This window comes from Sphingobacterium sp. HMA12, from assembly GCF_002933815.1.
Classification (GTDB): domain Bacteria; phylum Bacteroidota; class Bacteroidia; order Sphingobacteriales; family Sphingobacteriaceae; genus Sphingobacterium.
In genome coordinates, this window is the sequence record NZ_BEYR01000006.1 from 61,557 (window position 1) to 86,411 (window position 24,855).

The window sequence follows — 24,855 nt, forward strand, 5'->3', positions numbered from 1 at the left end:
CCAAAATCGCCAATATAGTTGATTAAGATTGGAAAAATAAACTTCTATGGACAAAAAAAAAGGTTTTAAGATCCTAAAAAACATACTAAAGATTGTCGTTACTGTTGGAGCCTTATACTGGGTTTTCAGCAAAGTTTCACTAAAAGATCTCAAGGAAGCGGTAATTAATTCAAATCCAATCTTTTTATTTTTAGCATTATTAGCTTATAGTGCCTCGATTTTTATATCTTCTTCACGCTTATTAACCTTTTTAAGGGCAATTGGTTTGGATGTTTCCGAAAAATATAATTTGAAGCTCTACCAGCTGGGGCTATTCTACAACCTCATTCTACCGGGTGGAGTAGGTGGGGATGGGTACAAGATCTTCTTTCTTCGAAAAAGATTCAGTATTAAAGGCCGGAAATTATTTACGGCATTATTCTTAGACAGGCTAAGTGGCTTATGGGCCTTGTGCTTAATTATTTCCGCTTTAATTACCTACATGCCACAACTGGGAATTCCAAATTACCTGACGATCATTTTGTTTATATTAGGCAGTGTACTTTACTATTTTATCGTCACAAAATTTTTCAAGGAATACAAGTCCACGTTTCTAAAAGCACACCTAAAAGCGATAGGTGTACAGTCCATGCAAGTGATCGCAGCGATTTTAATTCTTTATGCGTTAGGATTTAACGGAAAATTCTCCCCTTACCTATTTCTATTTTTGGCCTCTTCGTTAGTCTCTATTATTCCTTTCTCTGTGGGAGGATTGGGTATGCGTGAACTTGTGATCATGTGGGGAGCAGGCATATTTCAGGTTGACTCACACAATGCGGTATTGATCACATTGTTGTTTTATATTATCTCGGCGATGGTCGCACTCTCCGGAATTTATTTTATCTTCAATCCCAAAGCAATCGGAGAAGATAAGCTGCCTTCTGTTGAAGAAGTTGAACAAAGTCAAAAATTAGAAGAATAAACATGGCTAATATTATTATTACCGGAGCGAGCAGCGGTGTTGGGTTTGAAGCTGTACTTGATTTGACCTCAAAAAAGGACAACAAGGTTATCGCATTGGCCCGATCTGCAGACAAATTGAGAAAACTTCATGAAATCGCAAATCAGCTCAATTATGATGGGGGCACACTCTTCCCCGCACAGTTTGATATCGTCTATGATGACTATGCAACGCTAATTCCTTTTATCCAATCGAAATTTGACAGGGTTGACATCTTGATCAACAATGCCGGGGCATTAATTAATAAACCATTCATGGAGACCAGTGGGCAGGATTTTGCGGAAATGCTTCAGACAAATATTATGGGGCATGTCAATATGATTCAGCATGTTGTTCCATTCATGCGTGAAGGTTCCCACATTGTGAACATCAGCAGCATGGGCGGCTTTCAAGGCTCAATGAAATTTCCTGGGCTTTCAGCCTATTCCACTAGTAAAGGCGCGTTGGCTATTTTAACAGAATGTCTCGCTGAAGAATTTAAGGATAAAGGCATTAAGGTCAACTGTTTAGCCCTGGGATCGTCACAAACCGAAATGTTTGAGGCAGCTTTTCCGGGAATGGAAGCGGGTACATTAGCCTTCGAAATGGGTCGATATATTGCGGAGTTTGCGCAGAATGGACACCAGTATTTCAATGGAAAAATTCTACCTGTCGCTAATACTACACCATAATAGAGAGCTTAAAGGCAACAGGTTGTTGCTGATCATTATCATCGAAATATACATTTATAAATTCCGGTTATACAGCCTTGAACATGTATAGCCGGAATTTAATTTTTTCGCTGATTTCAGAAACTTATGTTAGGGTGCCAAAAGCGAATACCGTAACGACCAAATTTAAGATTCGATTATTTTGTTTTCAATTTAAGCCACTTTGTAAGATCATCCATCAGCTGTTCATTGAAACTTTCTGGATTTTCAAAATATTCCTCAATTTTTCCTGTCTGCGCGTTTTGAAAGAGGTGATTTAAATTTGGGTAGTCTTTAATCGTGACATCCGTAGTATTTAAATGCAGGCGTTGAAGCGCATAGATATTTTCATTTGCAGGAACCTGAATATCCTTTCCTCCAAATGAAGCGAAAATAGGCACTGTCACTTGCTTCAGGTAGTAGCCAGGATCGATACGGAGAAAAGTCTTGAACCATGGGATCAACATCGGGCTCAATTTGACTTTCATATCTGATGTTAATGCATTTCCATTGTTTTGACGGATAAGTTCTTTTTCCAATGATTCTGCCAAAACCTTTGGTGGCTCCTCCTGTAGCAGAATGTCATATAGCTTTCTGTTATTGCCCTTATTTATTTCCAGTGCCGGTTCAGATAATCCAGCCACTTTCCCCAGAGCATAGCTCTGCAGAATCAATAAGGAATCACCTTTGAGGACGGGTCCGGACAACAGGGCGATATAATCGACTTTATTGTTTTCCGCAGCGACCATTTCAGCGATCAAGGCTCCTTCACTATGACCGATAATACCTATTTTTTCTGCTTTGACCATCTGTTGCCTGCTCAGAAAATCCACGGCCGCATTGGCATCCGAAGCAAAATCAACTGTCGTAGCCAAGTTGACCTCTCCTTTAGAGCCACCGATACCGCGATCATCATAACGCAGCACCGCAAAACCATTTTTACTGAGGTGATCCGCCAATATTTTAAATGGCCGATGCCCGAAAACTTCTGAATCTCTATTTTGTTGCCCACTTCCATTAACCAGGATGACAGCCGGAAAAGCCCCTCCCCCTTTAGGGTAAGTAAGCGTTCCCGCTAAAGTAGCATTTCCTTTCACATTTTGAAACGTAACCTCCTGTTCAACGTAATCGTAGGGAGGAAAGACGTCCTGTTTACGGGAAAGTCCACTTTGGTCACTTTCACTCCGCACCAATATCATCGCTGACTCAAAACTCCCCTGCTTCATCACTCCCTTCATCACATCTTTATCCCGATCCAGATAACCTGCATAAAACAGACCTATCGCTTTGACATCCATAGTTATCGAGTCCTTGTTCACTTTTATAGTATTAATCGGAAACTTCAGCGAGGTCTGCATCGGACTTTCAAAAGTTCCTATCCAATTATCGTTACTATCCTGTTTTAGATTAAATACCAAAAGTAATTTCTGCCCAGACACGCTCACCTCACCTTTCCATGAACCATCAAAGGTCTGTGCATTTGCACATGAGTACTGCAAACAGATCAAAAATAAATAGAGAATTTTCTTCATCATTTCCTTGCTATCAAAAATAAAACTGTATACCTAAATCAAGCATAAAATATAATGCCACAAACAATATGCTTATCCAAATCTTTTTATTGTTTACAGCAACATTCATTCCTTTGACCAATAAATAAAACTGATAAAATAGGAGAAATAGCGCCAATATCCCAAATACTCCAAATAATATCATCTGACCTTTATCTATACTAGATAAGGTATGGTCACCATTTTTTAAAGCTTTATCTATCTCATTGGTAAACTTGTCTTGATTGATTAACTTGCTCAAGAGCAACATTAGATAAAGCGGAAATGGTGCAATCAGCATCACATTCAATACGTCGATAATTCTGGTCTTATTGTTTAGGATGATACCCATTACATAGAATAGAATGAAAGGAGCTAAAACCATATAAAGATGGACTTTCAACACAGCAAGTAAAGATACGGCTTCCTCGGGATGATAGAAATGCATAAAGCCGTTAAACTGCTCCCCCGACAGGTAGACCAGATAGCTTGATAACAGGAAACCAACGATACCTACCAAAAACAATGACCGTTCCTTAAAATCCAAAAATGGATTTAGAAATAGATTTCTAATTTTCATTGGCGAGTGAATTTAATTTATGAATCAAATCATCCAAAATATTGCGAACAGTTGGGTACGACTTTCCCATCTGGTTGGCCATCTCTTTTAAGCTACCCGAATACTTAAGAAAATTGAGGACAAACTCCTGCTCTTCAATTGTCAATTGCATCAGCAAGGGTAAGGTAAACTTACCGACAACTTCTGTGTCACAGGAATCGCAGATCAACTTAGCGACCTTCAATTTCGCATCACAACACGGGCAATTTACTGGTATCTTTTTCATTTTAAAAAACAAAAATTAACATTATTAAATATAATATTAATTTTATTAAAATAAAACACAATATTATCAATATTTTCCAAAAATCGTTGCTTAATGATATATTTGTAAACAATAAATAAAGCGTATGAAAAAGTTTTTAGGCTATATCCTATCTATTATATTTTGGTTCTGTTTTGGCTTATCCCTGATTATATTTCATCCCATCCAATGGCTATGCCTACAATTAGGTGGTTATAAAGCGCATAAAAAAAGTGTTGACCTATTAAATGCATGCTTGGTAGCATCTTATTATACATTATTTAATAGGGTTACTTTTATCGATAACAAATCAATCCCTTTGGGACAACCGATTATTTTCGTTGCTAATCATCAAAGTACCTTTGATATCCCGCCACTGATCTATTTTCTGCGAAGGTTTCATGGAAAATTTATCTCAAAAATTGAATTAGCCAGTGGCATACCCAGTATTTCATTCAACCTAAAACATGGCGGGGCAGCCAATATTGATCGTAATGACCCCAAACAATCCATAGCTGAGATTCTCAAACTTGCCAACAATATGAAAACAAAGAATTGGTCAGCCTTTATCTTTCCAGAGGGGACTCGATCAAAAACAGGTAAAATGAAAGCTTTTCACATTGGCGGTATTGCAACATTGTTGAAGAAAAATCCAAATGCGTTAGTCGTCCCGATTGCAATCAAAGGATCCTACGAAATGGTACAATATGGGATGTATCCACTGACTCCTTTTTTACATATGACATGGGAGGTACTGGAACCTTTGGATACAACAGATAAAAATATCGAGGAAATCGTAAAATTAGCAGAAGAAACGATTAAGCGAAAAGTGGAAAATTAACATAGTTTTATTTGACTTGCCTACCCTTCCAATCGTATTTTCCAATGTTTCCCAATATTCCAATATAAGCTAAGTATAAAATATGGGCTAGACTCAATATCGGGAGATACCAAAGTAAGGTAGTGCGTTTCGCAAAATTCGTTAAAGGCTGAATAAACAAAAATTCAACTGTTATTTTAAGGAGCAATGCAAAGAGGACAACCCAGCCTAGCGTTTTGACACCAGCAATTGATAGTACAGCTGCGACCAATAAAAACACATTAAACAGCCAAATAGCAATTCCTAAGGCAATGACGCCTTTATTCTTATACTTGGTACTCTTGGATGCCCAACGTCTTCTTTGGCTGATAAATGATCCAAGATCAGGCTTGGCGTCCGTATACACAATAGCATCTTGTGATTTACAAAAAGCAATTCGTTCGGGATACTTCTCAGCCACCTTATGCAAAAATAACTCATCGTCCCCCGAGGCAAGTTCATCGATACCTTTAAACCCACCCATTTGTTTAAATATATCTTTTCGGTAAGCTAAGTTCGCTCCATTACAGGTTGTTGGTTTTCTATTGCCAATTCCCGCTGCTCCAAGACCTATGAGATATAGAAATTCCAGTGTCTGCAAGCGTTCGAAAAAGCTTTTTTCCTCTGAATACAGCACTGGAGAAGAAAGCAAATAAACATCTTCCTTTTCAAAGGTCCCGATCACGGTAGTTAGCCAATTTGGTCCCATCCGGCAGTCCGCGTCAGTCGTTATAACAATTTCCCCCTTACAGCAGTCAATCGCCCTCGAAATTGCCAGCTTCTTATAGGAATTCATTCGGCCATTCTCATTTAACTGAATCAACTTGACTCCACTTTCTATATATTCTTTAACAATCGCGGAGGTATTGTCATCCGAATGGTCATCAATAATAATAAGTTCAAGAAGCTCTTTTGGAAAATTTTGATTTAATATAGATTCAATCGTTCTCCGGATATTTAATTCTTCATTACGGGCAGCAATAATTACAGATACGGTTTTGGTAGAAACTAATTTACCAGGAGGTGGCTGGATGGTAGCCCAACCTTTCCGCATCCATAATACGAGAATAGCGTACACACAGGCAAAACTGATCAATAAATAGCTAAGAATTTGTATCACCGAAAAAATTTATCTTAAAAACAAAAATAGAACCAAATATTGCCGGGAGAATTAAATTGACAAACCAAATACATGATACAATAGCCATCACTGCAATCTCCTGCGTTGTAATATAGCTATAAAGATTACTTGCTACAAAACTCCGCACACTAAAATCAAAAATATCCAAAGTAGGCAATGCAGCCTGAACGAAAAAGAGGATAAAAATCATCAAGATCATAGATAGAAGAGGCAACTCAGGTAATGTCAATTTCATCAAAATAATATATTGTGAAGTAAAAATGATGAATCTAGCCAATGAATTTAGCAAAACAATACAGAGCTCACGTGCCGAATAATGTTCAAGGACTTCAAAAAAAGGCTTGATTTTAGTCAAAAACTTAATTCGGCCCACAAGCATATCCACCCATCTCACATTAAAATACAATATCACAAATCCGGTAGCATAAATAATAGCCAGCAACCAAACACCAAATTGAACAGATAATGGCGTAGATAAGAAATTACAGATAAACCAAGCTATGCTCAGTGATCCAGCGACACTTGTCAATACCAATTGGGCAAATAAACCGACCCCCATGGCAACAGCTCCCTTAGCTCTATTTTGGGGCTTCAGAAACAATACCCGTCCCCCATATTCGCCAATCCTATTCGGGGTAAAAATCGCCCATGTAAGTCCACAAAAAACGGATTGAAATGCTTTCCAAAAGGAGATATGCTCCAGTTTGGATGCTAGATAGCGCCATTTAACAACCTCCAGAAGCCAGTTTACGAGCATCAAAACAACAATCAAAACCAGTGTCCATACAACTGAATGTTGCTCCAATCCAGTGATTAGCGTCTTAAACTTACCGATATTGCTCTTATCAGATACCTTAACGATAATGTACCATGTCGCAAGTACAAAAACCAGTATCTTCAATAAAAGACTGATGTATTTTTTTTGTCTCCCAGTCAACTTTTGATAATTAGAGAGCAATGTTACTAAATTTTAGCCAAATGATTAAGTTTTGTACACATCAATCCACTTATAAAGAGCAAAATTTGTAATATTGTACATGCAGAAGGAAAAGGCGAAAGAAAGAATTATTCTAGGGATCGACCCCGGTACAGTAGTGCTTGGGTATGGAATTATCAGAGAAGTCGGTAATACAATATCCCTGATTTCAATGGGTGTGATCAAAATGGGGCATCTCGATGACCATGCATTGAAACTGCAACGCATCTTCAAAAAGACCTCTGCATTAATGCAAGAATACAATCCGGATTGCGTTGCCCTAGAGTCGCCCTTCTATGGCAAAAATATTCAGGTCATGCTGAAACTAGGAAGGGCGCAGGGCGTTGCTATGGCGGCAGCACTGGCACAGGATATTCCGATCTTTGAATATTCACCCAGAAAAATAAAGCAATCCGTCACCGGAAATGGAAATGCAACGAAAGAACAGGTTTCTGCCATGCTCAAAAACCTATTAAAGTTTGAAGAAACGCCCCAATTTCTAGATGCAACAGATGGGCTGGCAATTGCTGTTTGCCATTCATTTCAAAAAAACAGCACCGCTGGCAGCGGAAAATCCTATTCAGGCTGGTCCTCTTTTATCAAAGACAATAAAGACCGAATCAAATAATTACATCTGCACCTGTCGAATCACATTTTTCACATTTAATTCGACAATATCAGTCATTGTCTTACATTTCAAATACGAATTATTTTGGTAAAACTCTGCATAACCTTCGCGCAGTTGTTTTATGTTTTCGGGTGTTGAAAGGATTTGAGTCTGCGAAGCATCCCGAAGATCAGCAATTCGGTGCCGTTCACTCCGCACCCTGTGCACGATCGAAGAACGTTCCTCCTGTTGGTATTGTAGCACCGTTTTTTCTGTCAAATGCTCCATGGCGAGCTTGACGTAGGGATAATTCTCTTTAAAAAACTGCGGCATATACACTTTAGGGTTTCCCTCATAAAATTGCTGGTCAAAATCAATGGCCCTGATCCTAAACTGAAAGTCATCAAAATCAGGTGTAATCTGCATAACAAAATTATAGGCACGCATATCTCCCAGCAGCGTGATAATACAACGTTCGTTAAACTTAACGAATTCCTTTGAAATACGTGTCAAATTGTAATCCGGCGTAAACATCCTCGTTTGCGAAAATATATCACCGGGAATACCAACAATATGTTCTTCAACCAGTGTGTCCTGATCCACCATATAATTGACCTGATTTGGAGATAATATTTCCTCCAGCTCTAAACCATATATCCGGGATGCATCCGCCTGCTTGATATAAAAATAATCGTAGACGTCATTCAGCCGGTTTACAATACGAATCCGAAAAGGTCTCGTATTACCAAAACCACAATACTCCACACGGTCGATATATTTGTGTTGTACAATCCGTGTATTACCCGAAGCTTTGAGCTTAGCATAAATTACTTTTAACCCGTCGTATAGCTGATCAATGAGATATTGGGGATAAAGTGGAGTTTCCCAAAAAGTATCATTACCAAATTTATCCATGACCGGTACCTTCTCTGTAAAATTCAATAAATCCTTATAACCAATGGGCAGTTTTTCATCCCGTTGATATAGTTTAAGATATTTATGAAGCCCTTCCCCTACCTCAAAGATCGGCTTCTTCCTCGAAATCTTTACATCTTGAACTTCTTCCATCTTTATTTTAGTATTGAGACCTTGCTCTGACATGCCCTGCAGTTTACTTATTTGTCTTTGATCATTGTGACACCTTAAGAGATCCTTAATCACACCAATATCCTCGTATTTCCTCCCAACTTTGATAATAAGATAACGAAACAATCTGATAACCTTACAATAAAATCACCTCTAAAACAATTATAAGCACTTTCAATCAAAAACATATAACATTATCAATATCAATAAGTATTTTTTATTAAATTTACATCTATAAACCGAAAATTCTTAGTAATTTTGAAATAAATTTAATTATTTTAGCTATTGGTCAGATTTTAATGTATGACCAATGAATGAAACACAAAACCCATTGTTAATGGAAAATCAATATGCAAACTATGATCTAGACAATTTGGATATCCAAATCCTGTCTATTCTAATGAACGATGCTTCTATTCCTTATACCGAAATTGCAAAAAAGCTAATCGTATCAGGTGGTACCATCCACGTTAGAATGAAGAAGATGGAAGAGTTAGGTATCATCAGAGGTTCAAATCTTATTATCAATCCCCAAAAAGTTGGATTTGACATCACTGCCTTTCTCGGTATTTATCTAGAAAAAGGTTCACAATATGCAGATGCGGTAGATAAGTTGAAAGAAATCAAAGAAGTGGTTGAGTTACATTATTGTACGGGCCAATACAGTATTTTTGCAAAAATTATCTGTAGGGACACTGTCCACCTCAGAAAAGTATTGAACGAAGATATCCAATCTGTGCCCGGAATTCAGCGTACAGAAACGATTATCTCCCTTGAAGAAAGTATTAAGCGTCAGATCAGCTTAGTCTAGTATAAAAAAAGCTTCCAACTGTTGGAAGCTTTTTTTATACGATCTCTTGTAACATAGCTATATACAAACCTATTCCTTCTCGAATTTCATCAATATAAATAAATTCATCAGCCATGTGCGATCTTGCACTGTCTCCGGGCCCCAGTTTCAAGGAAGGTACCGGAATAAGTGCCTGATCACTCATCGTCGGAGATCCATATAGTTTACGACCAAGTTTTATTCCGGCCTGGACGATAGGATGTTCCTCTGAAATAGCAGAAGATTTTAAACGAGTAGATCGGGCCGAAACTTCTGAAGTAACGTGAGATTTGATGATCGCGAGTGTTTCTTCATTCGTATAAGCATCAGTTGTCCGTACATCAACTACAAAACTACAATTGGCTGGCACTACATTATGCTGCGATCCTGCTTGAATCATTGTCACGGACATTTTTATCGGGCCTAACGTAGTTGATGTTTTTTCAAAAGCATAGTCCTTAAACCACTGAATATCTTTAATTGCTTTATAAATAGCATTATCACCCTCGTTGCGAGCAGCATGCCCCGCCCCCCCTATTGCATTGCAGTCCAATACCATCAAACCTTTTTCTGCGATAGCTAAATCCATCAGTGTTGGTTCGCCAACAATTGCAAAATCAATCGGTCCGATATCCTCCAAGACCGATTCAATGCCGTTTCTGCCCGATATTTCCTCCTCGGCACTGGCAACCAGACAAAAATTATATTCTAAATCCTTCTCATCATAAAAATACAAGAAAGTGGCGATCAAAGACACCAGACATCCGCCAGCATCATTACTTCCTAAACCGTAGAGTTTTCCATCCTCCTCAGAAGGTGCTAATGGATCACGGGTATAACCCGGATTGGCTTTTACCGTATCATGGTGCGAATTAAGTAAGATAGTTGGTTTATCTAGCACGTAATGCGCATTGTATACCCAAACATTATTCCCCTTTCTAAAGGTTTTAATGAACCGTTCTTTGAAAAATTTCTCAATCAGTTCAGCCGTCAACATTTCTTCCCGACTTAGAGAAGAAAGAGCTATCAACTGTTTCAATAAAACTAAGCTATCTAGGAATAAGCTTTCCTTATCCTTCATGATATAGTCCCCCTGCTTTATCCGCAGACAATTTTATTCCTTTAATAAACGCGGAACTAAAACCATGATGTTCCATTTCATTCAATCCAGCTATGGTACATCCCTTCGGTGAAGTTACTTTATCGATCTCGCCCTCAGGATGCGCATTCGTATGCAACAATAAATCTGCGGCACCCTTAGCCGTTTGAACAGCCATTTTTAGCGCGTCATGTGCATGGAAACCAATCTCAACTCCACCCTGTGATGCCGCTCGTATTGCCCGCAAGAAAAAAGCTATTCCACAAGCACACAAGGCTGTTGCTGAAGTCATCAGATCTTCATTTATAATGACTACTGAACCAACAGTCTCAAACATCTTTTCCACCTCAGCTAGGCTACCTTTCGAAGCATTATCGCTCGCAATACAAGTCATCGACTGAGCGATAGCAATGGCCGTATTTGGCATTGCACGTATTACCGTCGCATCATCACCCAATACCGCTCTCAGGTCAGCACAGGAAACACCAGATACAATGGAGACAAAGATCTGATTTTTCTTATCTATTTCGGGAGCGACTTCAACCAATACCTTTTTTAACTGTTGTGGTAATATAGCGAAGACAATAATATCAGCGTCTTTAACAGCAGCTTTATTATCATTACTTACCGAGAATCCCTGGCTTGCCTCTTCAGCCAAAGCATTCAGATTTCTGCGGGTCAATGTAATATCGGCAGCACTGGCGAACTCGCTTTTTACAAGCCCTTTCGCCAAGGAGAGACCGATATTGCCACTTCCGATAATAGTGACCTTTTTCATAGTTGGGTTTAGATTAGATTACATGATTATTTTAATGTCAAACAGGTACCGAACTGCCCCTGTTGAAACAAGTGCAAATTATTGGCATGACCAATATATACCTCCTGAACACCTTTATTTATTGCATTAAATGCATTTTGCAATTTTGGGATCATACCATCATTGACAATGCCCGATTCTTTAAGATATTCAAATTCCTCGGATTTAATCGTTGGTATTACCGAATTTTCATCGGTCACGTCGCGTAACACTCCATTTTTCTCAAAGCAATAAACCAACGAAGTCTCGTATAGGGACGACAAAGAAACCGCCAAAGAAGATGCAATGGTATCCGCATTGGTATTGAGCAGCTGCCCTAAACCATTATGTGTAATAGCGGAGAATACCGGAACAAAGCCTGCTTCCAGGAATTTTTTTATTGCCAATGTATTCACAGAATCATGCAATAAATCTCCAACAAAACCATAGTCAATATCTTTGACAGGTCTTTTTATAGCCTTAATTACATCACCATCAGCTCCTGTCAAGCCAACAGCATCACATTTTAATTTTTGTAATTTGGCAACGATGGTTTTATTTGTCAATCCAGCATACACCATTGTCACAATACGCAACATACCTTCGTCGGTCACCCTGCGGCCATCAACCATTTGTGCTTGTAAACCAAGCTCACTTGCCAGGCGAGTCGCAATTTTGCCACCGCCATGCACGAGGATTTTCTTCCCGGACAGTGCAGAAAATTTCTCTAAAAAAGAATCTAACAGACCCTCATCATCGATAATATTTCCGCCAATTTTTATAATATTTAATACACTATTAGCCATTACGCAACTTTTCCCAAATAAAAATAGTTTCTCAATAATCAAAAGACCGCTCTTAGACTAGATCTTTCAGCATTCGTTTTAAAACAACCTGTGCCGCCCAGACACGATTACTTGCTTCCTTAATCACCAACGAGTTTGGTCCATCCAAGATCTCAGATGACAATTCCAAATCCCGCCTTACCGGTAAGCAATGCATGACCTTCGCATCATTCGTCAAAGACAGTTTCTCGTTATCCATCATCCAATCCTCATCAACGGTATACACCTCCCCATATTCCTGATAAGATGACCAATTTTTCACATAAACAAAATCAGCATCTTTCAGACTTTCATTTAAATTCGTTGATATTGTCGCCCCCGTCGTAAAATCCTTGCTGAGCTCGTAGCCCATGGGCTGTGCAATGGTAAACTCGACAAGTCCTTCCTCTTGCGCTTTACACATCCATTCCGCAAAAGAATTCGGTACGGCCTGTGGTAAAGCTTTTACATGCGGAGCCCACGCCAACACAACCTTTGGTTTCGCCGTCTTCTTATATTCAGTGATCGTAATGATATCTGTTAAACTTTGCAATGGATGGCGTGTTGCGCTTTCAAGCGAAACAACAGGTACGCCACAATATTTAATAAATTTGTTGAATAGATCCTCGCTGTAATCTTCTTCTCGATCTTTTAACTTCGGAAACGACCGTAGGCCAAGGATATCACAATATTCTCCCATGACGGCTGCTGCCTCACGGATATGTTCAACAGTACTGCCGTTCATCACGACACCGTCCTGTGTCTCCAACGCCCAGCCATCCTTGTCCATGTTCATGACCATTACATTCATACCCAAGTTCATTGCTGCTTTTTGAGTACTCAAACGTGTACGTAAACTAGGATTTAAAAACACAAGACCCAAGGTTTTATGCTTACCAAGATCTTGGTTGTCATAAGGTGCTGCTTTTAGCGCTAACGCCTCTTGAACAACGTCTGCTACACTGGATACGTCTTTTACAGAGAAAAACTTTTTCATCTATATAAATCATTTATGCGAGCCTTTTCTAGGACACAACGTATTGTGCTACCCGCTTTGTTTGTTTATGCTGAAGAAACAATTCAGATCGCTCCACCCTTACACAGAGAAGTCGCCCTTATTATTTCACCTATTATCGTTAAGCGACTACAACCGCTTTTATATGTTCTTTTAATGCCAATAAAAATTGATCAGCATGCTCTTTGGTAATGTTCAATGCTGGAAGTAATCGAATAACATAAGGTTTAGCCTCCCCCGTAAAAATACGATTCTTTAGCAAAAGATCTTTCTTTACATGTGCCAAAGATGCTGGAAGTTCGATTCCGATCATCAATCCTCTGCCTCTTACTTCTACGATCTCTTCAATTTTCTTTAGTTCGTCAATGAGATACTGTCCTACAGCATTTGCATTCTCCATCAAACGATCCTGTTGAATGACCTCCAGAACAGCCAAAGCAGCCGCACAGGCCAGATGGTTACCACCAAAGGTTGTTCCCAGACTACCATGGGAAGCTTTAAACTTAGGAGAGATACTTATTGCCCCGATAGGAAAACCATTACCCATCCCTTTGGCCATAGTATAAATATCCGCGTCTACTCCTGAATAATCCTGTGCATAGAACGAACCTGTCCGACCATAGCCACATTGTACCTCATCAGCAATAAATACTGCATTATATTGGTCACAAAGTGAGCGGATCAATTGAAGAAAGCTAACGGATGCTTCCCTAATTCCACCGACACCTTGGATACTTTCGATAATAACAGAAGAAATTTCAGTACCACAAGCTGAAAACGCCTCCTTTAGTGCATCTTCATCATTGAAAGGAAGAAAAACTACATTCTCTGTTTCGTTAATAGGTGCAACAATGCTAGGGTTGTCCGTCGCAGCTACAGCCAATGACGTTCTACCGTGGAAAGATTTAGAGAATGCGATTACTTTCTTTCGCTTATTATAAAAAGAAGCAAGCTTCAATGCATTTTCATTCGCTTCTGCGCCCGAATTGCAAAGGAATAAATCGTAATCACCCTTACCAGATACTTCGCCAAGCAATCGCGCGAGTTCACGCTGAATTGGAATTTCAACAGAATTAGAATAGAATCCGATACGATTCAACTGCTCTGTAATACGTTGTACATAGTGTGGATGCGTGTGTCCGATCGATATCACGGCATGGCCACCATACAAGTCCAAATAAGCATTTCCTTCGGCATCCCACACCGTAGATCCATTAGCTTTAACTATGTTAATGGGATTAATGGGATAAACATCAAATGGTTTCATCTTAATGAATTATAGATTGATAAACGAAATAGCTTGAAATAGAAAAAGCTATCAGATTTTTAGCATTACAAATATATCAGTTATAACGGTAGGAATGGTCATAAAATAAAAAAAGTCCTCTTAAAAAGAGGACTTTTTCTATTATAACGGGAACAATATTATTCTCCGTCAACTTTTTCTTCACCTTCTACTTCAGCTTTTACTTCCGCAGGAGCTTCAGTTTCAGCAGGAGCAGCAGCTTTTTTAGCACCACCACGACGACGAGTAGTTTTCTTCTCAGCAGCAGCAGCTTTTTTACCGTAGATTTCGTTGTAATCAACCAACTCGATGAAAGCCATTTCTGCGTTATCACCTAAACGGTTTTCCATTTTGATGATACGAGTATAACCACCTGGACGGTTAGCTACTTTTTCAGAAATTTCGCGGAATAAGATAGAAACTGCGTCTTTATCTTTCAAATAAGCGAATACTGTACGACGAGAGTGTGTTGTGTCGTTTTTAGATTTAGTAATCAAAGGCTCTACATACGTACGCAATGCTTTAGCTTTAGCCAAAGTAGTTGTGATACGTTTGTGTAGGATTAAAGATGTTGCCATGTTAGCCAACATTGCTTTTCTATGGCTATCTGTACGGCCTAAGTGATTGACTTTTTTTCCGTGTCTCATTTTGATTTTATTATACTATATATACCGTTCTTGCTTTACTTAAACTGCCAGACATTTCATAGGCAACTGCCCATCTTGCTCAGCAATCAGCTTCAAGAGGAATTACATATAGTGGTCGCTTAATAAATTATTATTCTTCGTCTAATTTATATTTTGCCAAGTTCATTCCGAATGATAAACCTTTCGATTTAACCAATTCCTGGATTTCGCTTAACGATTTTTTACCGAAGTTTCTGAATTTCAACATATCAGCTACGTCGTAAGTTACCAACTCAGCTAATGTGCGAATATCAGCAGCTTTCAAACAATTCAATGCACGCACTGAAAGGTCAAGATCTACTAATTCTGTTTTCAAAATCTTACGCATGTGCAAGATTTCCTCATCTACGACTTTAGTTTCCTCTTTTGTTTGCGACTCAAGCAGCATATTCTCATCAGAGAATAAGATAAAGTGTTGAATTAAGATCTTAGCAGCCTCTTTTAAAGCTTCTTCGGGGTGAATTGAGCCATCTGTAGAGATATCCAACAACAATTTCTCGTAGTCAGTTTTTTGCTCTACACGGTAATTCTCAATGGTATATTTAACATTCTTGATCGGAGTAAAGATCGAATCGATAGCGATAACACCTACCGGCGCATCAGTCACTTTATTCTCATCTGCATTTACATATCCACGACCTTTAGCAATACTCAATTCCAATTCAATTGTCACTGCGTTATCCATGTTACAGATTACTAAGTCTGGATTTAAGACAGTAAAGTTATTAGAGAATTTTGTGATATCACCAGCTAAGAATTGTTCTTGACCATTGATTACTACAAATACCTTTTCGTTGTCGCCAATCTCACCTGTTTTTTTGAAACGGATCTGTTTCAAGTTCAAGATAATTTCAGTTACGTCTTCAACAACACCTTTGATCGTTGAAAATTCGTGCGAAACGCCAGAAAACCTTATCGACGTAATTGCATATCCTTCTAACGAGGACAATAGAATACGGCGCAAAGCATTACCAATGGTTACACCAAAACCAGGCTCCAATGGACGAAATTCAAACGTACCATCAAAATCCGTAGATTTTTGCATGATAACTTTATCCGGTCTTTGAAATGCTAAAATTGCCATTTATTTTCTTTTAATGTTTTATTTGTAATAATAATTGTAATACAACAGAAAGATGCATACCCCAAAACTGGACTATGCATACTTCTATTTTATTTATTATTTAGAGTATAACTCAACGATTAAGTTCTCTTTAATGTTTTCAGGAATATCAGATCTTTCTGGATAGCTTAAGAAAGTACCTGTCAATTCTTTCGCATTCCACTCTAACCAAGAAAATTTATTTACAGTACGACCTGCAACTGAATTTGTGATGGCTTCAAGTGTTTGAGAACGTTCACGAACTGCTATAACGTCACCTGGACGCAAGCTATATGATGGAATGTTAACAACACTTCCGTTAACAGTAATGTGTTTGTGAGATACCAACTGACGAGCAGCGGCACGAGAAGTAGCGATACCAAGACGGTAAACTACATTATCCAAGCGAGCTTCTAATAATTTCAAGAAGATCTCACCTGTAATACCTTGTTTAGAGGCAGCCTTAACAAATAAGTTTGCGAACTGGCGCTCCAATACACCATAAGTGTATTTTGCTTTTTGTTTTTCTAACAACTGAATAGCATATTCAGATTGTTTACCTCTGCGTTTAGAAGCTCCATGTTGTCCAGGAGGGTAATTTTTCTTTTCTAACGCTTTATCTGGGCCGAAGATCGGCTCTCTAAATTTACGGGCAATTTTGGACTTAGGTCCTGTATATCTAGCCATTTTCTTTTACAATTAAAGTATCTATCAGCCTATAGCCAATGAATCTTATCTTTAAATTAATTAAACTCTTCTGCGTTTTGGAGGACGACAACCGTTGTGAGGAAGTGGAGTGATATCTTTGATAGTAGTCACATCGATTCCTACAGTTTGTAAAGTTCTGATTGCAGATTCGCGACCAGCACCAGGTCCTTTAACAAACACTTCAACTTTGCGTAAACCCAAATCATGAGCAACTTTTCCACAATCTTGTGCAGCCTGACCAGCAGCGTATGGCGTGTTCTTTTTAGAACCACGGAAACCCATTTTACCAGCACTAGACCAAGAAATAGTTTGTCCTTGATTGTTAGTCAAAGTTACAATGATATTGTTAAACGTTGCGTTAATGTGAGCCTGACCTACAGGTTCGATAACAACGATACGCTTTTTTGCAGCTTTTTTAGTTTTAGCCATTTCTTATTTATTATTTAGTAGCTTTTTTCTTGTTTGCAACTGTCTTACGTTTACCTTTACGAGTACGTGAGTTGTTTTTAGTACGTTGACCACGAACTGGTAAGTGTTTACGGTGACGCAATCCACGGTAACAACCGATATCCATTAAACGTTTAATGTTCAATTGGATCTCTGAACGTAATGCACCTTCTACTTTCAATTCATCGTTGATGATGCTACGAATTGCTGCCAATTGATCATCATTCCACTCTTGTACCTTCACATCTTCGCTGATACCAGCTTTTTCCAAGATATATTGAGCTCTTGTACGACCGATACCAAAAATATAGGTAAGGCCGATCACCCCTCTTTTGTTTTTAGGTAAATCAATACCTGCTATCCTTGCCATATAATATTAAGCTATTATTTTTTTAATGAATTAACCCTGACGTTGTTTGAACTTAGGGTTCTTTTTGTTGATTACAAAAACTTTACCTTTACGACGGATGATCTTACAGTCCGCGCTACGTTTTTTTATTGATGCTCTTACTTTCATGATATTTATTTTTTCAAAAGCTTGCGCTAATTAAAAGGCTTACGACTATTTATAGCGGTAAGTAATCCTTCCCTTAGTCAAATCATACGGAGACATTTCCAATTTAACTTTATCCCCAGGTAAAATTTTGATATAGTGCATACGCATTTTACCAGAAATATGGGCAATGATTTCATGTCCATTTTCCAATTCTACCCTAAACATAGCATTAGAAAGTGCCTCTCTAATTATACCGTCTTGTTCTATTGAGGCTTGTTTAGCCATATATTCTCGATTAAATTTAATTTAAAAGCCTGCGAACAGGAGTGCAAAGATAAATAAAAATAATTGAAAACCAACTACTTTTTGTTCAAAACTTTCTCTACATGTTCGAATGTCAGCAACACATCTGGTTCTCCTTTTCGGATAGCAACCATCTGTTCAAAGTGCGCCGATAACTTCCCATCTACTGTACTTACTGTCCAACCATCGTCCCAAAAACGAACACCTGCGCGCCCCGCATTGATCATTGGCTCGATACAAATGACCAAACCTTCTTCCAACTTTGGCCCTGCACCACGTTTTCCATAATTCGGAACTTCTGGTTTTTCATGTAAATGATATCCAACGCCATGTCCGACCAGTTCGCGCACAATTCCGAAACCGAATTTGCTCACGTACTCCTGGACCGCAGAGGAAATATCCCCGACACGTTTACCGGCCACAGCCTGTTCAACACCTTTGTACAATGATTCCTTTGTGACATCCAACAACAATTGCGCTTCCTCAGAAATCTCACCGACACCGAAAGTGTAAGCTGAATCACTGATAAAACCATTCAAATTGACACCTCCATCGACCGAAACAAGATCACCATCTTTAATTTCATAATCGCTAGGAAAACCGTGTACAATCTGATCGTTGACAGAGATACACAAAGAGTATGGAAATCCATGATAATTTAAGAACGCCGGCGTACCGCCATTATCATGAATATACTCATAAGCTAATTTATCAAGAGATATAGTTTTTACCCCAGGCTTAATCACTTTTGCGATTTCACCAAGCAATTGCGAAAGCACATCTGCTGACTTCCGCAATTGCTCTATATCATCTGCTGACTTATAAAATACTTTAGACATCTAAAGAAATTAAATTGCCGAATGATCCATTCCCTCAACAGACGCGGCCGAACGACCTTTAATACGACCTGTTTTCATCAATCCATCGTAATGACGCATCAACAAATGAGATTCGATCTGTTGCAAAGTATCCAACACCACACCTACTAAAATCAATAATGACGTACCTCCGTAGAAGTGCGCAAATTGATTATTAATACCAAACAAACTTGCAATAGCAGGTAGAATAGCAATAATCGCTAAGAAAATTGCACCTGGAAATGTAATATTTGATATTACGCGGTCTATAAAATTACTAGTTTCCAATCCCGGCTTAATACCTGGAACAAAACCTCCGTTTTTCTTCATGTCATCTGACATCTGTTGCGGATTAACCATGATCGCTGTATAGAAAAACGTAAATGCGATAATTAACACCGCAAAAGTCACGTTATACGCTACAGAAGTGTAGTTACTCAACGAAGTCAAAAATTCAGACTGAAGATTCGGGAAGAACTGTCCTAAACTCATTGGCACAAACATGATCGCCTGTGCAAAAATGATCGGCATTACACCTGCAGCATTTACCTTTAACGGTATATACTGACGTACTCCACCGACTTGCTTGTTTCCGACAATTTTCTTCGCGTATTGTACAGGAATCTTACGAACCCCCTGTACGATCAAGATCGTAAAGATCACAACGAAGAACAAAGCCACAAATTCAAGCAACAATGGAATTGGACCACCACCACCTTTCGCCATTCTAGAAACCCATTCCGCAGTGATACCACTTGGCAATTGAGCGATAATACCTGTCATGATGATCAAAGAAATACCATTACCGATACCTTTATCAGTAATTTTCTCTCCTAACCACATCACAAATAAAGTACCGCCTGTCAAAACTATGGCAGTCAGAATAGTGAACAATGGGTCCGCGATTGTCTTAGCACTTGGCTCGATCTGAGTACGTACATAAGCAAAAGCCTGAAGCAAAGTAATCCCTAATGTTAAATAGCGAGTAATCTGATTCATTTTTTGACGACCACTTTCCCCTTCTTTCTGCATCTTTTGGAAGTAAGGAACCGCGATGCCCAGCAATTGAACAACAATGGATGCCGAGATATATGGCATTACCCCTAAAGCAAAGATAGCTGAACGAGAGAATGATCCCCCCGCAAACATATCCAGTAAGCCCAATAAACCCTCTTTCTGACCAGAAGCCAAAGCATGAGGATTTACACCTGGTAATACCACGTGACATCCAATACGGTAAATCAAAAGAAAAAGTAAGGTATTTAGAATACGCGTACGTAAATCATCGATTTTCCAAATATTGGTTAAGGTTGTGATTAGTTTCTTCATTTATTAAATTTTAACGATAGAACCGCCTGCAGCTTCAATAGCTTTTTGAGCAGAAGCAGTAAACGCGTGCGCTGTTACTTCAACTTTAGCTTTCAATTCACCGCGACCCAAGATTTTTACTTTGTCATTTTTAGACACTAAACCATGAGCTTTCAATGCATCGAAATCTACAGTTGTCAAATTGAATTTCTCGATCAACGCTTGCAAAGTATCCAAGTTGACACCATTGTACTCAACACGGTTGATGTTTTTGAAACCAAATTTAGGTACACGACGTTGCAAAGGCATTTGACCACCTTCGAAACCGATTTTCGTAGAGTGACCTGAACGAGAACCAGCACCTTTGTGACCACGTGTAGAAGTACCACCACGACCAGAACCAGTACCACGGCCAATACGTTTGCTTCCTTTTACTGCACCTTTTGCAGGTTTTAAATTACTTAAGTTCATTTTTAAACTAAATTGTGCTAGCCCTTCGCTCTCACTAAACAGGTACTAGCGATTAAAAAATAATTATTATTAATAACAAGTAATGGAAAGAGCCCAAAGACCCTTTCCATATGCTAATATTAAATAGTTTCGATAGCTACTAAATGGTTTACTTTACGTACCATTCCAATGATTGATGGAGTAGCTTCAACTTCTACTGAGTGGTTGATTCTTTTCAAACCCAATGCCTCAATAGTTTTCTTTTGGCGCTCGCTTCTGTCGATAACGCTCTTTATCTGGGTGATTTTGATTTTTGCCATGATAATTAACCGTTAAATACTTTATTCAAATCGACACCGCGGTGTTGTGCCACTGTATATGCATCACGCATGTTTGCTAAGGCAGTTACAGTTGCTTTTACCACGTTGTGTGGGTTAGAAGAACCTAATGATTTAGCCAATACGTCTTTGATACCAGCAGACTCCAATACTGCACGCATTGCTCCACCTGCCAAAACTCCTGTACCACCAACAGCTGGTTTAATCAAAACTGAACCACCAGAATATTTACCATATTGTGCGTGAGGAACAGTACCTTTGATTACAGGAACTTTTACCAAATTTTTCTTTGCGTCGTCGATACCTTTCGTGATTGCTTCTGTTACCTCTTTAGCTTTACCTAAACCGTAACCAACAATACCGTTTTCATCACCTACTACAACAATTGCAGAGAAGCTGAAAGTACGACCACCTTTAGTAACTTTAGCTACACGTTGGATACTTACTAAGCGATCTTTTAATTCAATTTCGCTTGATTTTACTCTTTTTATATTGCTTAATGCCATTTCTTTCTATGATTAAAAGTCTAAACCGCCTTCGCGAGCACCTTCAGCCAAAGATTTGATACGGCCATGGTATAAGTACCCATTACGGTCAAAAACTACTTTATTAATACCTGCTGCTACTGCTTTTTCAGCAACCAATTTACCTACAGCTTTAGATTGATCAACTTTGTTACCAGATGCAACAAATTCTTTTGACAAGCTAGATGCAGCAACTAATGTTTTACCTGCATTGTCATCAATGATTTGCGCATAGATACCTTTGTTACTTCTAAAAACCGATAAACGTGGACGTTCAGACGTTCCAGCAAGGTTTTTTCTGATTCCTTTTTTGATTCTCTCTCTACGAGATGCTTTTTGTCCTGCCATGATTATTATTTTTTAGCTGATTTACCTGCTTTTCTTCTCAATACTTCGCCTTCAAACTTGATACCTTTTCCTTTGTAAGGTTCTGGTTTACGGAAGCCACGGATTTTTGCCGCTACCTGACCGATCAATTGTTTGTCAGCACATTCTAAAGTGATTGTAGGGTTTTTACCTTTTTCAGCAGTAGTTGATACTTTAACCTCTTTTGGCAATACAAAAACAATCTGGTGAGAGAAACCTAAAGTTAACTCTAATACATTACCTGTACTTGTGGCACGGTAACCTACACCGACTAACTCTTGAGTAGTTTTGTAACCTTCAGTCACACCTTGAACCATGTTAGCCAACAGGGAACGGTATAGACCGTGTAATGCTTTGTGTTTCTTTTGATCAGTTGGACGTGTTACCACGATATTGCCATCTTCTTGAGCAATAGTGATGTCACGGTCAACCTGTTGTGTTAATTCGCCTTTAGGACCTTTTACTGAAACTAAGTTTTTGTCCGAAATAGTAACAGTTACCCCAGCAGGGATAGCGATAGGCGCTTTTCCAATTCTTGACATTTCTTTGTGTTTTTACCTAGATTAATAAACGTAACATAAAACTTCACCACCAACATTTTGAAGTCTAGCTTCTTTATCTGTCATAACACCTTTAGATGTTGACAAGATAGCAATACCTAAACCATTCAAAACACGAGGCATAGTATCAACGCTTGCATACTTTCTTAAACCAGGTTTACTCACACGTGTCAACGTACGAATAGCCGGAATTTTGCTAATTGGATTATATTTCAATGCGATTTTGATCGTACCCTGTACGCCATTCTCATCGAATTTGTAATTAGCAATGTAACCTTTGTCAAAAAGAACTTTAGTGATTTCTTTTTTAAGGTTCGATGCAGGAATTTCAACAACCCTGTGGTTGGCCTTGATGGCATTCCTTACTCGTGTAAGGTAATCCGCAATTGGATCTGTAGTCATTATATATGAAAATTTGTGACAGCGGTTTCCCTCCCAACCATTGGTATGGGACCTTCTATCTGTTAAACAATTTTAAAATGCAAAAACCCCGGCAATCCTCAGTAGAATTGCCCGGGCAAAATTAAGTATTTTTTTTTAATTACCAAGAAGCTTTTTTCACCCCTGGGATCTTGCCATCTAAAGCCATCTCACGGAAAGTTACACGGGAGATACCGAATTGACGCATATATCCTTTAGGACGGCCAGTCAATTTACAACGGTTGTGTAAACGTACTGGAGAAGCATTTTTAGGTAATTTATCTAATGCAACATAATCGCCAGCAGCTTTTAATTCTGCACGTTTTGCCGCATATTTAGCTACCAATTTAGCGCGTTTTACTTCGCGTGCTTTTAATCCTTCTTTAGCCATTGTTATTAGTATTTTGATTTTTAAATGGTAAACCGAATTGTTTCAACAATTCTAAAGCTTCAACATCATTTTGAGCAGAAGTCACAAAAGTGATATCCATACCTTGGATCTTGTTGATTTTATCAATGTTGATCTCAGGGAAAATGATTTGTTCAGTGATACCTAAGTTATAGTTACCACGTCCGTCAAAACCTTTATCGTTGATACCGCGGAAGTCACGAATACGTGGAAGCGATACTGCTACCAAACGGTCCAAGAATTCAAACATATTGTTGTCACGTAAAGTAACACGTGCCCCTACAGGCATACCTTTACGTAATTTAAAGTTTGAAATATCTTTTTTCGATTTTGTAGCAACGGCTTGTTGACCTGTAATTAAAGTCAATTCAGCGATAGCATTATCGATTAATTTCTTGTCAGCTGTTGCAGCTCCTACGCCTTGTGAAACAACGATTTTCTCAAGTTTAGGAACCTGCATAATACTTTTATACTGAAATTTTTCTTGAAGTGCTTTACGGATTTCCTCCGCATATTTCACTTTTAATCTTGGTACGTAAGTCATTATTTAATTTCCTCCCCTGATTTTTTAGCGTAACGAACTAATTTACCATCTGCATTTAACTTACGACCTACACGGGTAGTTTCACCTGTTTTAGGATCGATAACAGCTAAATTAGAGATGTGAATACCAGCTTCTTTCTCAATGATACCACCATTAGGATTAGCTGCACTTGGTTTAGTGTGTTTTTTTACGATGTTAGCGCCTTCAACGATAGCTCTATTTTTATCCACTAAAACAGTTAATACTTTTCCTTGAACACCTTTAGAGTTACCAGCGATAACTTTCACTAAATCACCTTTTTTAATTTTGATTTTGTGCGTAGTCGTTTTTGTTTTCTTGATTGCCATAATTATAAAACCTCCGGTGCTAGTGATACAATTTTCATGAACTGTTTCTCACGCAATTCTCTGGCAACAGGGCCAAAGATACGTGAGCCACGTGGCTCATCATTATTATTTAATAATACAGCGGCGTTGTCATCAAAACGGATATAAGAACCATCTTTACGACGGATTTCTTTTTTCGTTCTAACTACTACTGCTTTAGAAACGGAACCTTTTTTCACGTTTCCTGAAGGCATAGCGCTTTTCACCGATACAACAATCTTATCTCCGATTGATGCATAACGCTTACGCGTACCGCCCAATACACGGATTACTAAAACTTCTTTAGCACCGCTATTGTCAGCTACATTAAGTCTTGATTCTTGTTGTACCAT

General features: G+C 38.6%; 35 protein-coding genes. 5 read left to right on the forward strand and 30 right to left on the reverse strand.

The genetic code is table 11. The features are described from left to right. The first annotated feature begins 46 nt into the window (after window positions 1–46). Entirely contained in the window at window positions 47–961 is a 915-nt protein-coding gene (locus tag HMAT_RS22955; RefSeq protein WP_104385190.1) for a lysylphosphatidylglycerol synthase transmembrane domain-containing protein, read from the forward strand. Window positions 962–963: 2 nt separating this feature from the next. Next, the gene (locus tag HMAT_RS22960; protein WP_104385191.1) at window positions 964–1,671 is read left to right on the forward strand and encodes an SDR family oxidoreductase; all 708 of its coding nucleotides are present in this window, start codon (window positions 964–966) and stop codon (window positions 1,669–1,671) included. A 176-nt stretch (window positions 1,672–1,847) separates the two neighbouring features. Here the strand turns inward: HMAT_RS22960 and HMAT_RS22965 are convergent, their stop codons facing one another. The 3 genes from HMAT_RS22965 to HMAT_RS22975 are packed head-to-tail and all read right to left on the reverse strand — an operon-like array spanning window position 1,848 to window position 4,084. Then, complete coding sequence (locus HMAT_RS22965) at window positions 1,848–3,224, reverse strand: S9 family peptidase (RefSeq protein ID WP_104385192.1); 1,377 nt, start codon at window positions 3,222–3,224, stop codon at window positions 1,848–1,850. Window positions 3,225–3,234: 10 nt separating this feature from the next. Further along, window positions 3,235–3,819 (reverse strand): YIP1 family protein, encoded by a 585-nt coding sequence (locus HMAT_RS22970; protein WP_104385193.1) that lies wholly within the window; start codon window positions 3,817–3,819, stop codon window positions 3,235–3,237. Then, window positions 3,809–4,084 (reverse strand): DUF2089 family protein, encoded by a 276-nt coding sequence (locus tag HMAT_RS22975; RefSeq protein WP_104385194.1) that lies wholly within the window; start codon window positions 4,082–4,084, stop codon window positions 3,809–3,811. Before HMAT_RS22975 ends, HMAT_RS22970 begins: the two co-directional genes overlap by 11 nt. Window positions 4,085–4,208: 124 nt before the next feature. On the opposite strand from HMAT_RS22975, the gene HMAT_RS22980 reads away from it, so the two are divergent. Next, window positions 4,209–4,943 (forward strand): lysophospholipid acyltransferase family protein, encoded by a 735-nt coding sequence (locus HMAT_RS22980; RefSeq protein WP_104385195.1) that lies wholly within the window; start codon window positions 4,209–4,211, stop codon window positions 4,941–4,943. Between the two features lie 7 nt (window positions 4,944–4,950). Here HMAT_RS22980 and HMAT_RS22985 read toward each other — a convergent pair whose 3' ends face one another. Together HMAT_RS22985 and HMAT_RS22990 are read right to left on the reverse strand one after the other, a co-directional pair. Further along, complete coding sequence (locus HMAT_RS22985; protein ID WP_233789534.1) at window positions 4,951–6,081, reverse strand: glycosyltransferase; 1,131 nt, start codon at window positions 6,079–6,081, stop codon at window positions 4,951–4,953. Then, complete coding sequence (locus HMAT_RS22990; protein ID WP_233789536.1) at window positions 6,065–7,003, reverse strand: lysylphosphatidylglycerol synthase domain-containing protein; 939 nt, start codon at window positions 7,001–7,003, stop codon at window positions 6,065–6,067. Before HMAT_RS22990 ends, HMAT_RS22985 begins: the two co-directional genes overlap by 17 nt. A 136-nt stretch (window positions 7,004–7,139) precedes the next feature. Between HMAT_RS22990 and ruvC the strand changes: the two genes are divergently transcribed. Then, window positions 7,140–7,706 (forward strand): crossover junction endodeoxyribonuclease RuvC, encoded by a 567-nt coding sequence (gene ruvC / locus HMAT_RS22995; RefSeq protein WP_104385198.1) that lies wholly within the window; start codon window positions 7,140–7,142, stop codon window positions 7,704–7,706. Here ruvC and HMAT_RS23000 read toward each other — a convergent pair whose 3' ends face one another. Continuing rightward, on the reverse strand, window positions 7,707–8,786 hold the full coding sequence (locus tag HMAT_RS23000) for a hypothetical protein (protein WP_233789537.1): 1,080 nt from the start codon (window positions 8,784–8,786) through the stop codon (window positions 7,707–7,709). It lies immediately after the preceding gene. 322 nt (window positions 8,787–9,108) lie between these two features. Here HMAT_RS23000 and HMAT_RS23005 point away from each other — a divergent pair, with 322 nt between their 5' ends. Continuing rightward, complete coding sequence (locus tag HMAT_RS23005) at window positions 9,109–9,582, forward strand: Lrp/AsnC ligand binding domain-containing protein (protein ID WP_046674894.1); 474 nt, start codon at window positions 9,109–9,111, stop codon at window positions 9,580–9,582. A 34-nt stretch (window positions 9,583–9,616) separates the two neighbouring features. Here HMAT_RS23005 and HMAT_RS23010 read toward each other — a convergent pair whose 3' ends face one another. The 24 genes from HMAT_RS23010 to rplN form a co-directional block, all read right to left on the reverse strand. Beyond that, entirely contained in the window at window positions 9,617–10,681 is a 1,065-nt protein-coding gene (locus tag HMAT_RS23010) for a M20 family metallo-hydrolase (RefSeq protein ID WP_104385199.1), read from the reverse strand. Continuing rightward, window positions 10,671–11,477 (reverse strand): pyrroline-5-carboxylate reductase, encoded by an 807-nt coding sequence (gene proC, locus HMAT_RS23015; protein ID WP_104385200.1) that lies wholly within the window; start codon window positions 11,475–11,477, stop codon window positions 10,671–10,673. Before proC ends, HMAT_RS23010 begins: the two co-directional genes overlap by 11 nt. A gap of 26 nt (window positions 11,478–11,503) precedes the next feature. Next, complete coding sequence (gene argB, locus HMAT_RS23020; RefSeq protein ID WP_104385201.1) at window positions 11,504–12,301, reverse strand: acetylglutamate kinase; 798 nt, start codon at window positions 12,299–12,301, stop codon at window positions 11,504–11,506. Window positions 12,302–12,353: 52 nt separating this feature from the next. Beyond that, window positions 12,354–13,316, reverse strand: coding sequence for an acetylornithine carbamoyltransferase (locus HMAT_RS23025; RefSeq protein WP_104385202.1), 963 nt, complete (start codon window positions 13,314–13,316; stop codon window positions 12,354–12,356). Window positions 13,317–13,455: 139 nt separating this feature from the next. Then, complete coding sequence (locus HMAT_RS23030; protein WP_104385203.1) at window positions 13,456–14,601, reverse strand: aspartate aminotransferase family protein; 1,146 nt, start codon at window positions 14,599–14,601, stop codon at window positions 13,456–13,458. 158 nt (window positions 14,602–14,759) lie between these two features. Next, on the reverse strand, window positions 14,760–15,266 hold the full coding sequence (gene rplQ / locus HMAT_RS23035) for a 50S ribosomal protein L17 (protein ID WP_104385204.1): 507 nt from the start codon (window positions 15,264–15,266) through the stop codon (window positions 14,760–14,762). Between the two features lie 130 nt (window positions 15,267–15,396). Continuing rightward, entirely contained in the window at window positions 15,397–16,389 is a 993-nt protein-coding gene (locus HMAT_RS23040) for a DNA-directed RNA polymerase subunit alpha (RefSeq protein WP_077438111.1), read from the reverse strand. Between the two features lie 96 nt (window positions 16,390–16,485). Beyond that, window positions 16,486–17,094 (reverse strand): 30S ribosomal protein S4, encoded by a 609-nt coding sequence (rpsD, locus tag HMAT_RS23045; protein ID WP_104385205.1) that lies wholly within the window; start codon window positions 17,092–17,094, stop codon window positions 16,486–16,488. A gap of 60 nt (window positions 17,095–17,154) precedes the next feature. Continuing rightward, on the reverse strand, window positions 17,155–17,544 hold the full coding sequence (gene rpsK, locus HMAT_RS23050; RefSeq protein ID WP_046674885.1) for a 30S ribosomal protein S11: 390 nt from the start codon (window positions 17,542–17,544) through the stop codon (window positions 17,155–17,157). Window positions 17,545–17,554: 10 nt separating this feature from the next. Further along, entirely contained in the window at window positions 17,555–17,932 is a 378-nt protein-coding gene (rpsM, locus tag HMAT_RS23055; RefSeq protein WP_104385206.1) for a 30S ribosomal protein S13, read from the reverse strand. A 30-nt stretch (window positions 17,933–17,962) separates the two neighbouring features. After that, window positions 17,963–18,079 (reverse strand): type B 50S ribosomal protein L36, encoded by a 117-nt coding sequence (ykgO, locus tag HMAT_RS23060; RefSeq protein ID WP_013665024.1) that lies wholly within the window; start codon window positions 18,077–18,079, stop codon window positions 17,963–17,965. A 45-nt stretch (window positions 18,080–18,124) separates the two neighbouring features. Next, complete coding sequence (gene infA / locus HMAT_RS23065) at window positions 18,125–18,343, reverse strand: translation initiation factor IF-1 (RefSeq protein ID WP_002997456.1); 219 nt, start codon at window positions 18,341–18,343, stop codon at window positions 18,125–18,127. Window positions 18,344–18,417: 74 nt separating this feature from the next. Next, window positions 18,418–19,200, reverse strand: a complete 783-nt coding sequence (map, locus tag HMAT_RS23070) for a type I methionyl aminopeptidase (protein ID WP_104385207.1) — start codon at window positions 19,198–19,200, stop codon at window positions 18,418–18,420. A 9-nt stretch (window positions 19,201–19,209) separates the two neighbouring features. Continuing rightward, entirely contained in the window at window positions 19,210–20,547 is a 1,338-nt protein-coding gene (secY, locus tag HMAT_RS23075; protein ID WP_046674882.1) for a preprotein translocase subunit SecY, read from the reverse strand. 3 nt (window positions 20,548–20,550) lie between these two features. After that, window positions 20,551–20,997, reverse strand: coding sequence for a 50S ribosomal protein L15 (gene rplO, locus HMAT_RS23080; RefSeq protein WP_104385208.1), 447 nt, complete (start codon window positions 20,995–20,997; stop codon window positions 20,551–20,553). Between the two features lie 119 nt (window positions 20,998–21,116). Beyond that, complete coding sequence (gene rpmD / locus HMAT_RS23085; protein WP_046674880.1) at window positions 21,117–21,296, reverse strand: 50S ribosomal protein L30; 180 nt, start codon at window positions 21,294–21,296, stop codon at window positions 21,117–21,119. Between the two features lie 5 nt (window positions 21,297–21,301). Further along, complete coding sequence (rpsE, locus tag HMAT_RS23090; protein ID WP_104385209.1) at window positions 21,302–21,820, reverse strand: 30S ribosomal protein S5; 519 nt, start codon at window positions 21,818–21,820, stop codon at window positions 21,302–21,304. Between the two features lie 12 nt (window positions 21,821–21,832). Further along, complete coding sequence (rplR, locus tag HMAT_RS23095; protein ID WP_088160091.1) at window positions 21,833–22,186, reverse strand: 50S ribosomal protein L18; 354 nt, start codon at window positions 22,184–22,186, stop codon at window positions 21,833–21,835. 5 nt (window positions 22,187–22,191) lie between these two features. Next, window positions 22,192–22,746: a 50S ribosomal protein L6 gene (rplF, locus tag HMAT_RS23100; RefSeq protein WP_104385210.1), complete on the reverse strand. Its 555-nt coding sequence runs from the start codon at window positions 22,744–22,746 to the stop codon at window positions 22,192–22,194. A gap of 21 nt (window positions 22,747–22,767) precedes the next feature. Further along, the gene (rpsH, locus tag HMAT_RS23105; protein WP_223584601.1) at window positions 22,768–23,169 is read right to left on the reverse strand and encodes a 30S ribosomal protein S8; all 402 of its coding nucleotides are present in this window, start codon (window positions 23,167–23,169) and stop codon (window positions 22,768–22,770) included. A gap of 136 nt (window positions 23,170–23,305) precedes the next feature. Further along, complete coding sequence (gene rpsN, locus HMAT_RS23110; RefSeq protein ID WP_028071569.1) at window positions 23,306–23,575, reverse strand: 30S ribosomal protein S14; 270 nt, start codon at window positions 23,573–23,575, stop codon at window positions 23,306–23,308. Next, on the reverse strand, window positions 23,568–24,137 hold the full coding sequence (rplE, locus tag HMAT_RS23115; protein ID WP_046674875.1) for a 50S ribosomal protein L5: 570 nt from the start codon (window positions 24,135–24,137) through the stop codon (window positions 23,568–23,570). Before rplE ends, rpsN begins: the two co-directional genes overlap by 8 nt. Beyond that, window positions 24,137–24,484, reverse strand: a complete 348-nt coding sequence (rplX, locus tag HMAT_RS23120) for a 50S ribosomal protein L24 (RefSeq protein ID WP_104385211.1) — start codon at window positions 24,482–24,484, stop codon at window positions 24,137–24,139. The genes rplE and rplX overlap by 1 nt, the downstream gene beginning before the upstream one ends. Before the next feature lie 2 nt (window positions 24,485–24,486). Further along, window positions 24,487–24,855, reverse strand: a complete 369-nt coding sequence (gene rplN / locus HMAT_RS23125; protein WP_104385212.1) for a 50S ribosomal protein L14 — start codon at window positions 24,853–24,855, stop codon at window positions 24,487–24,489.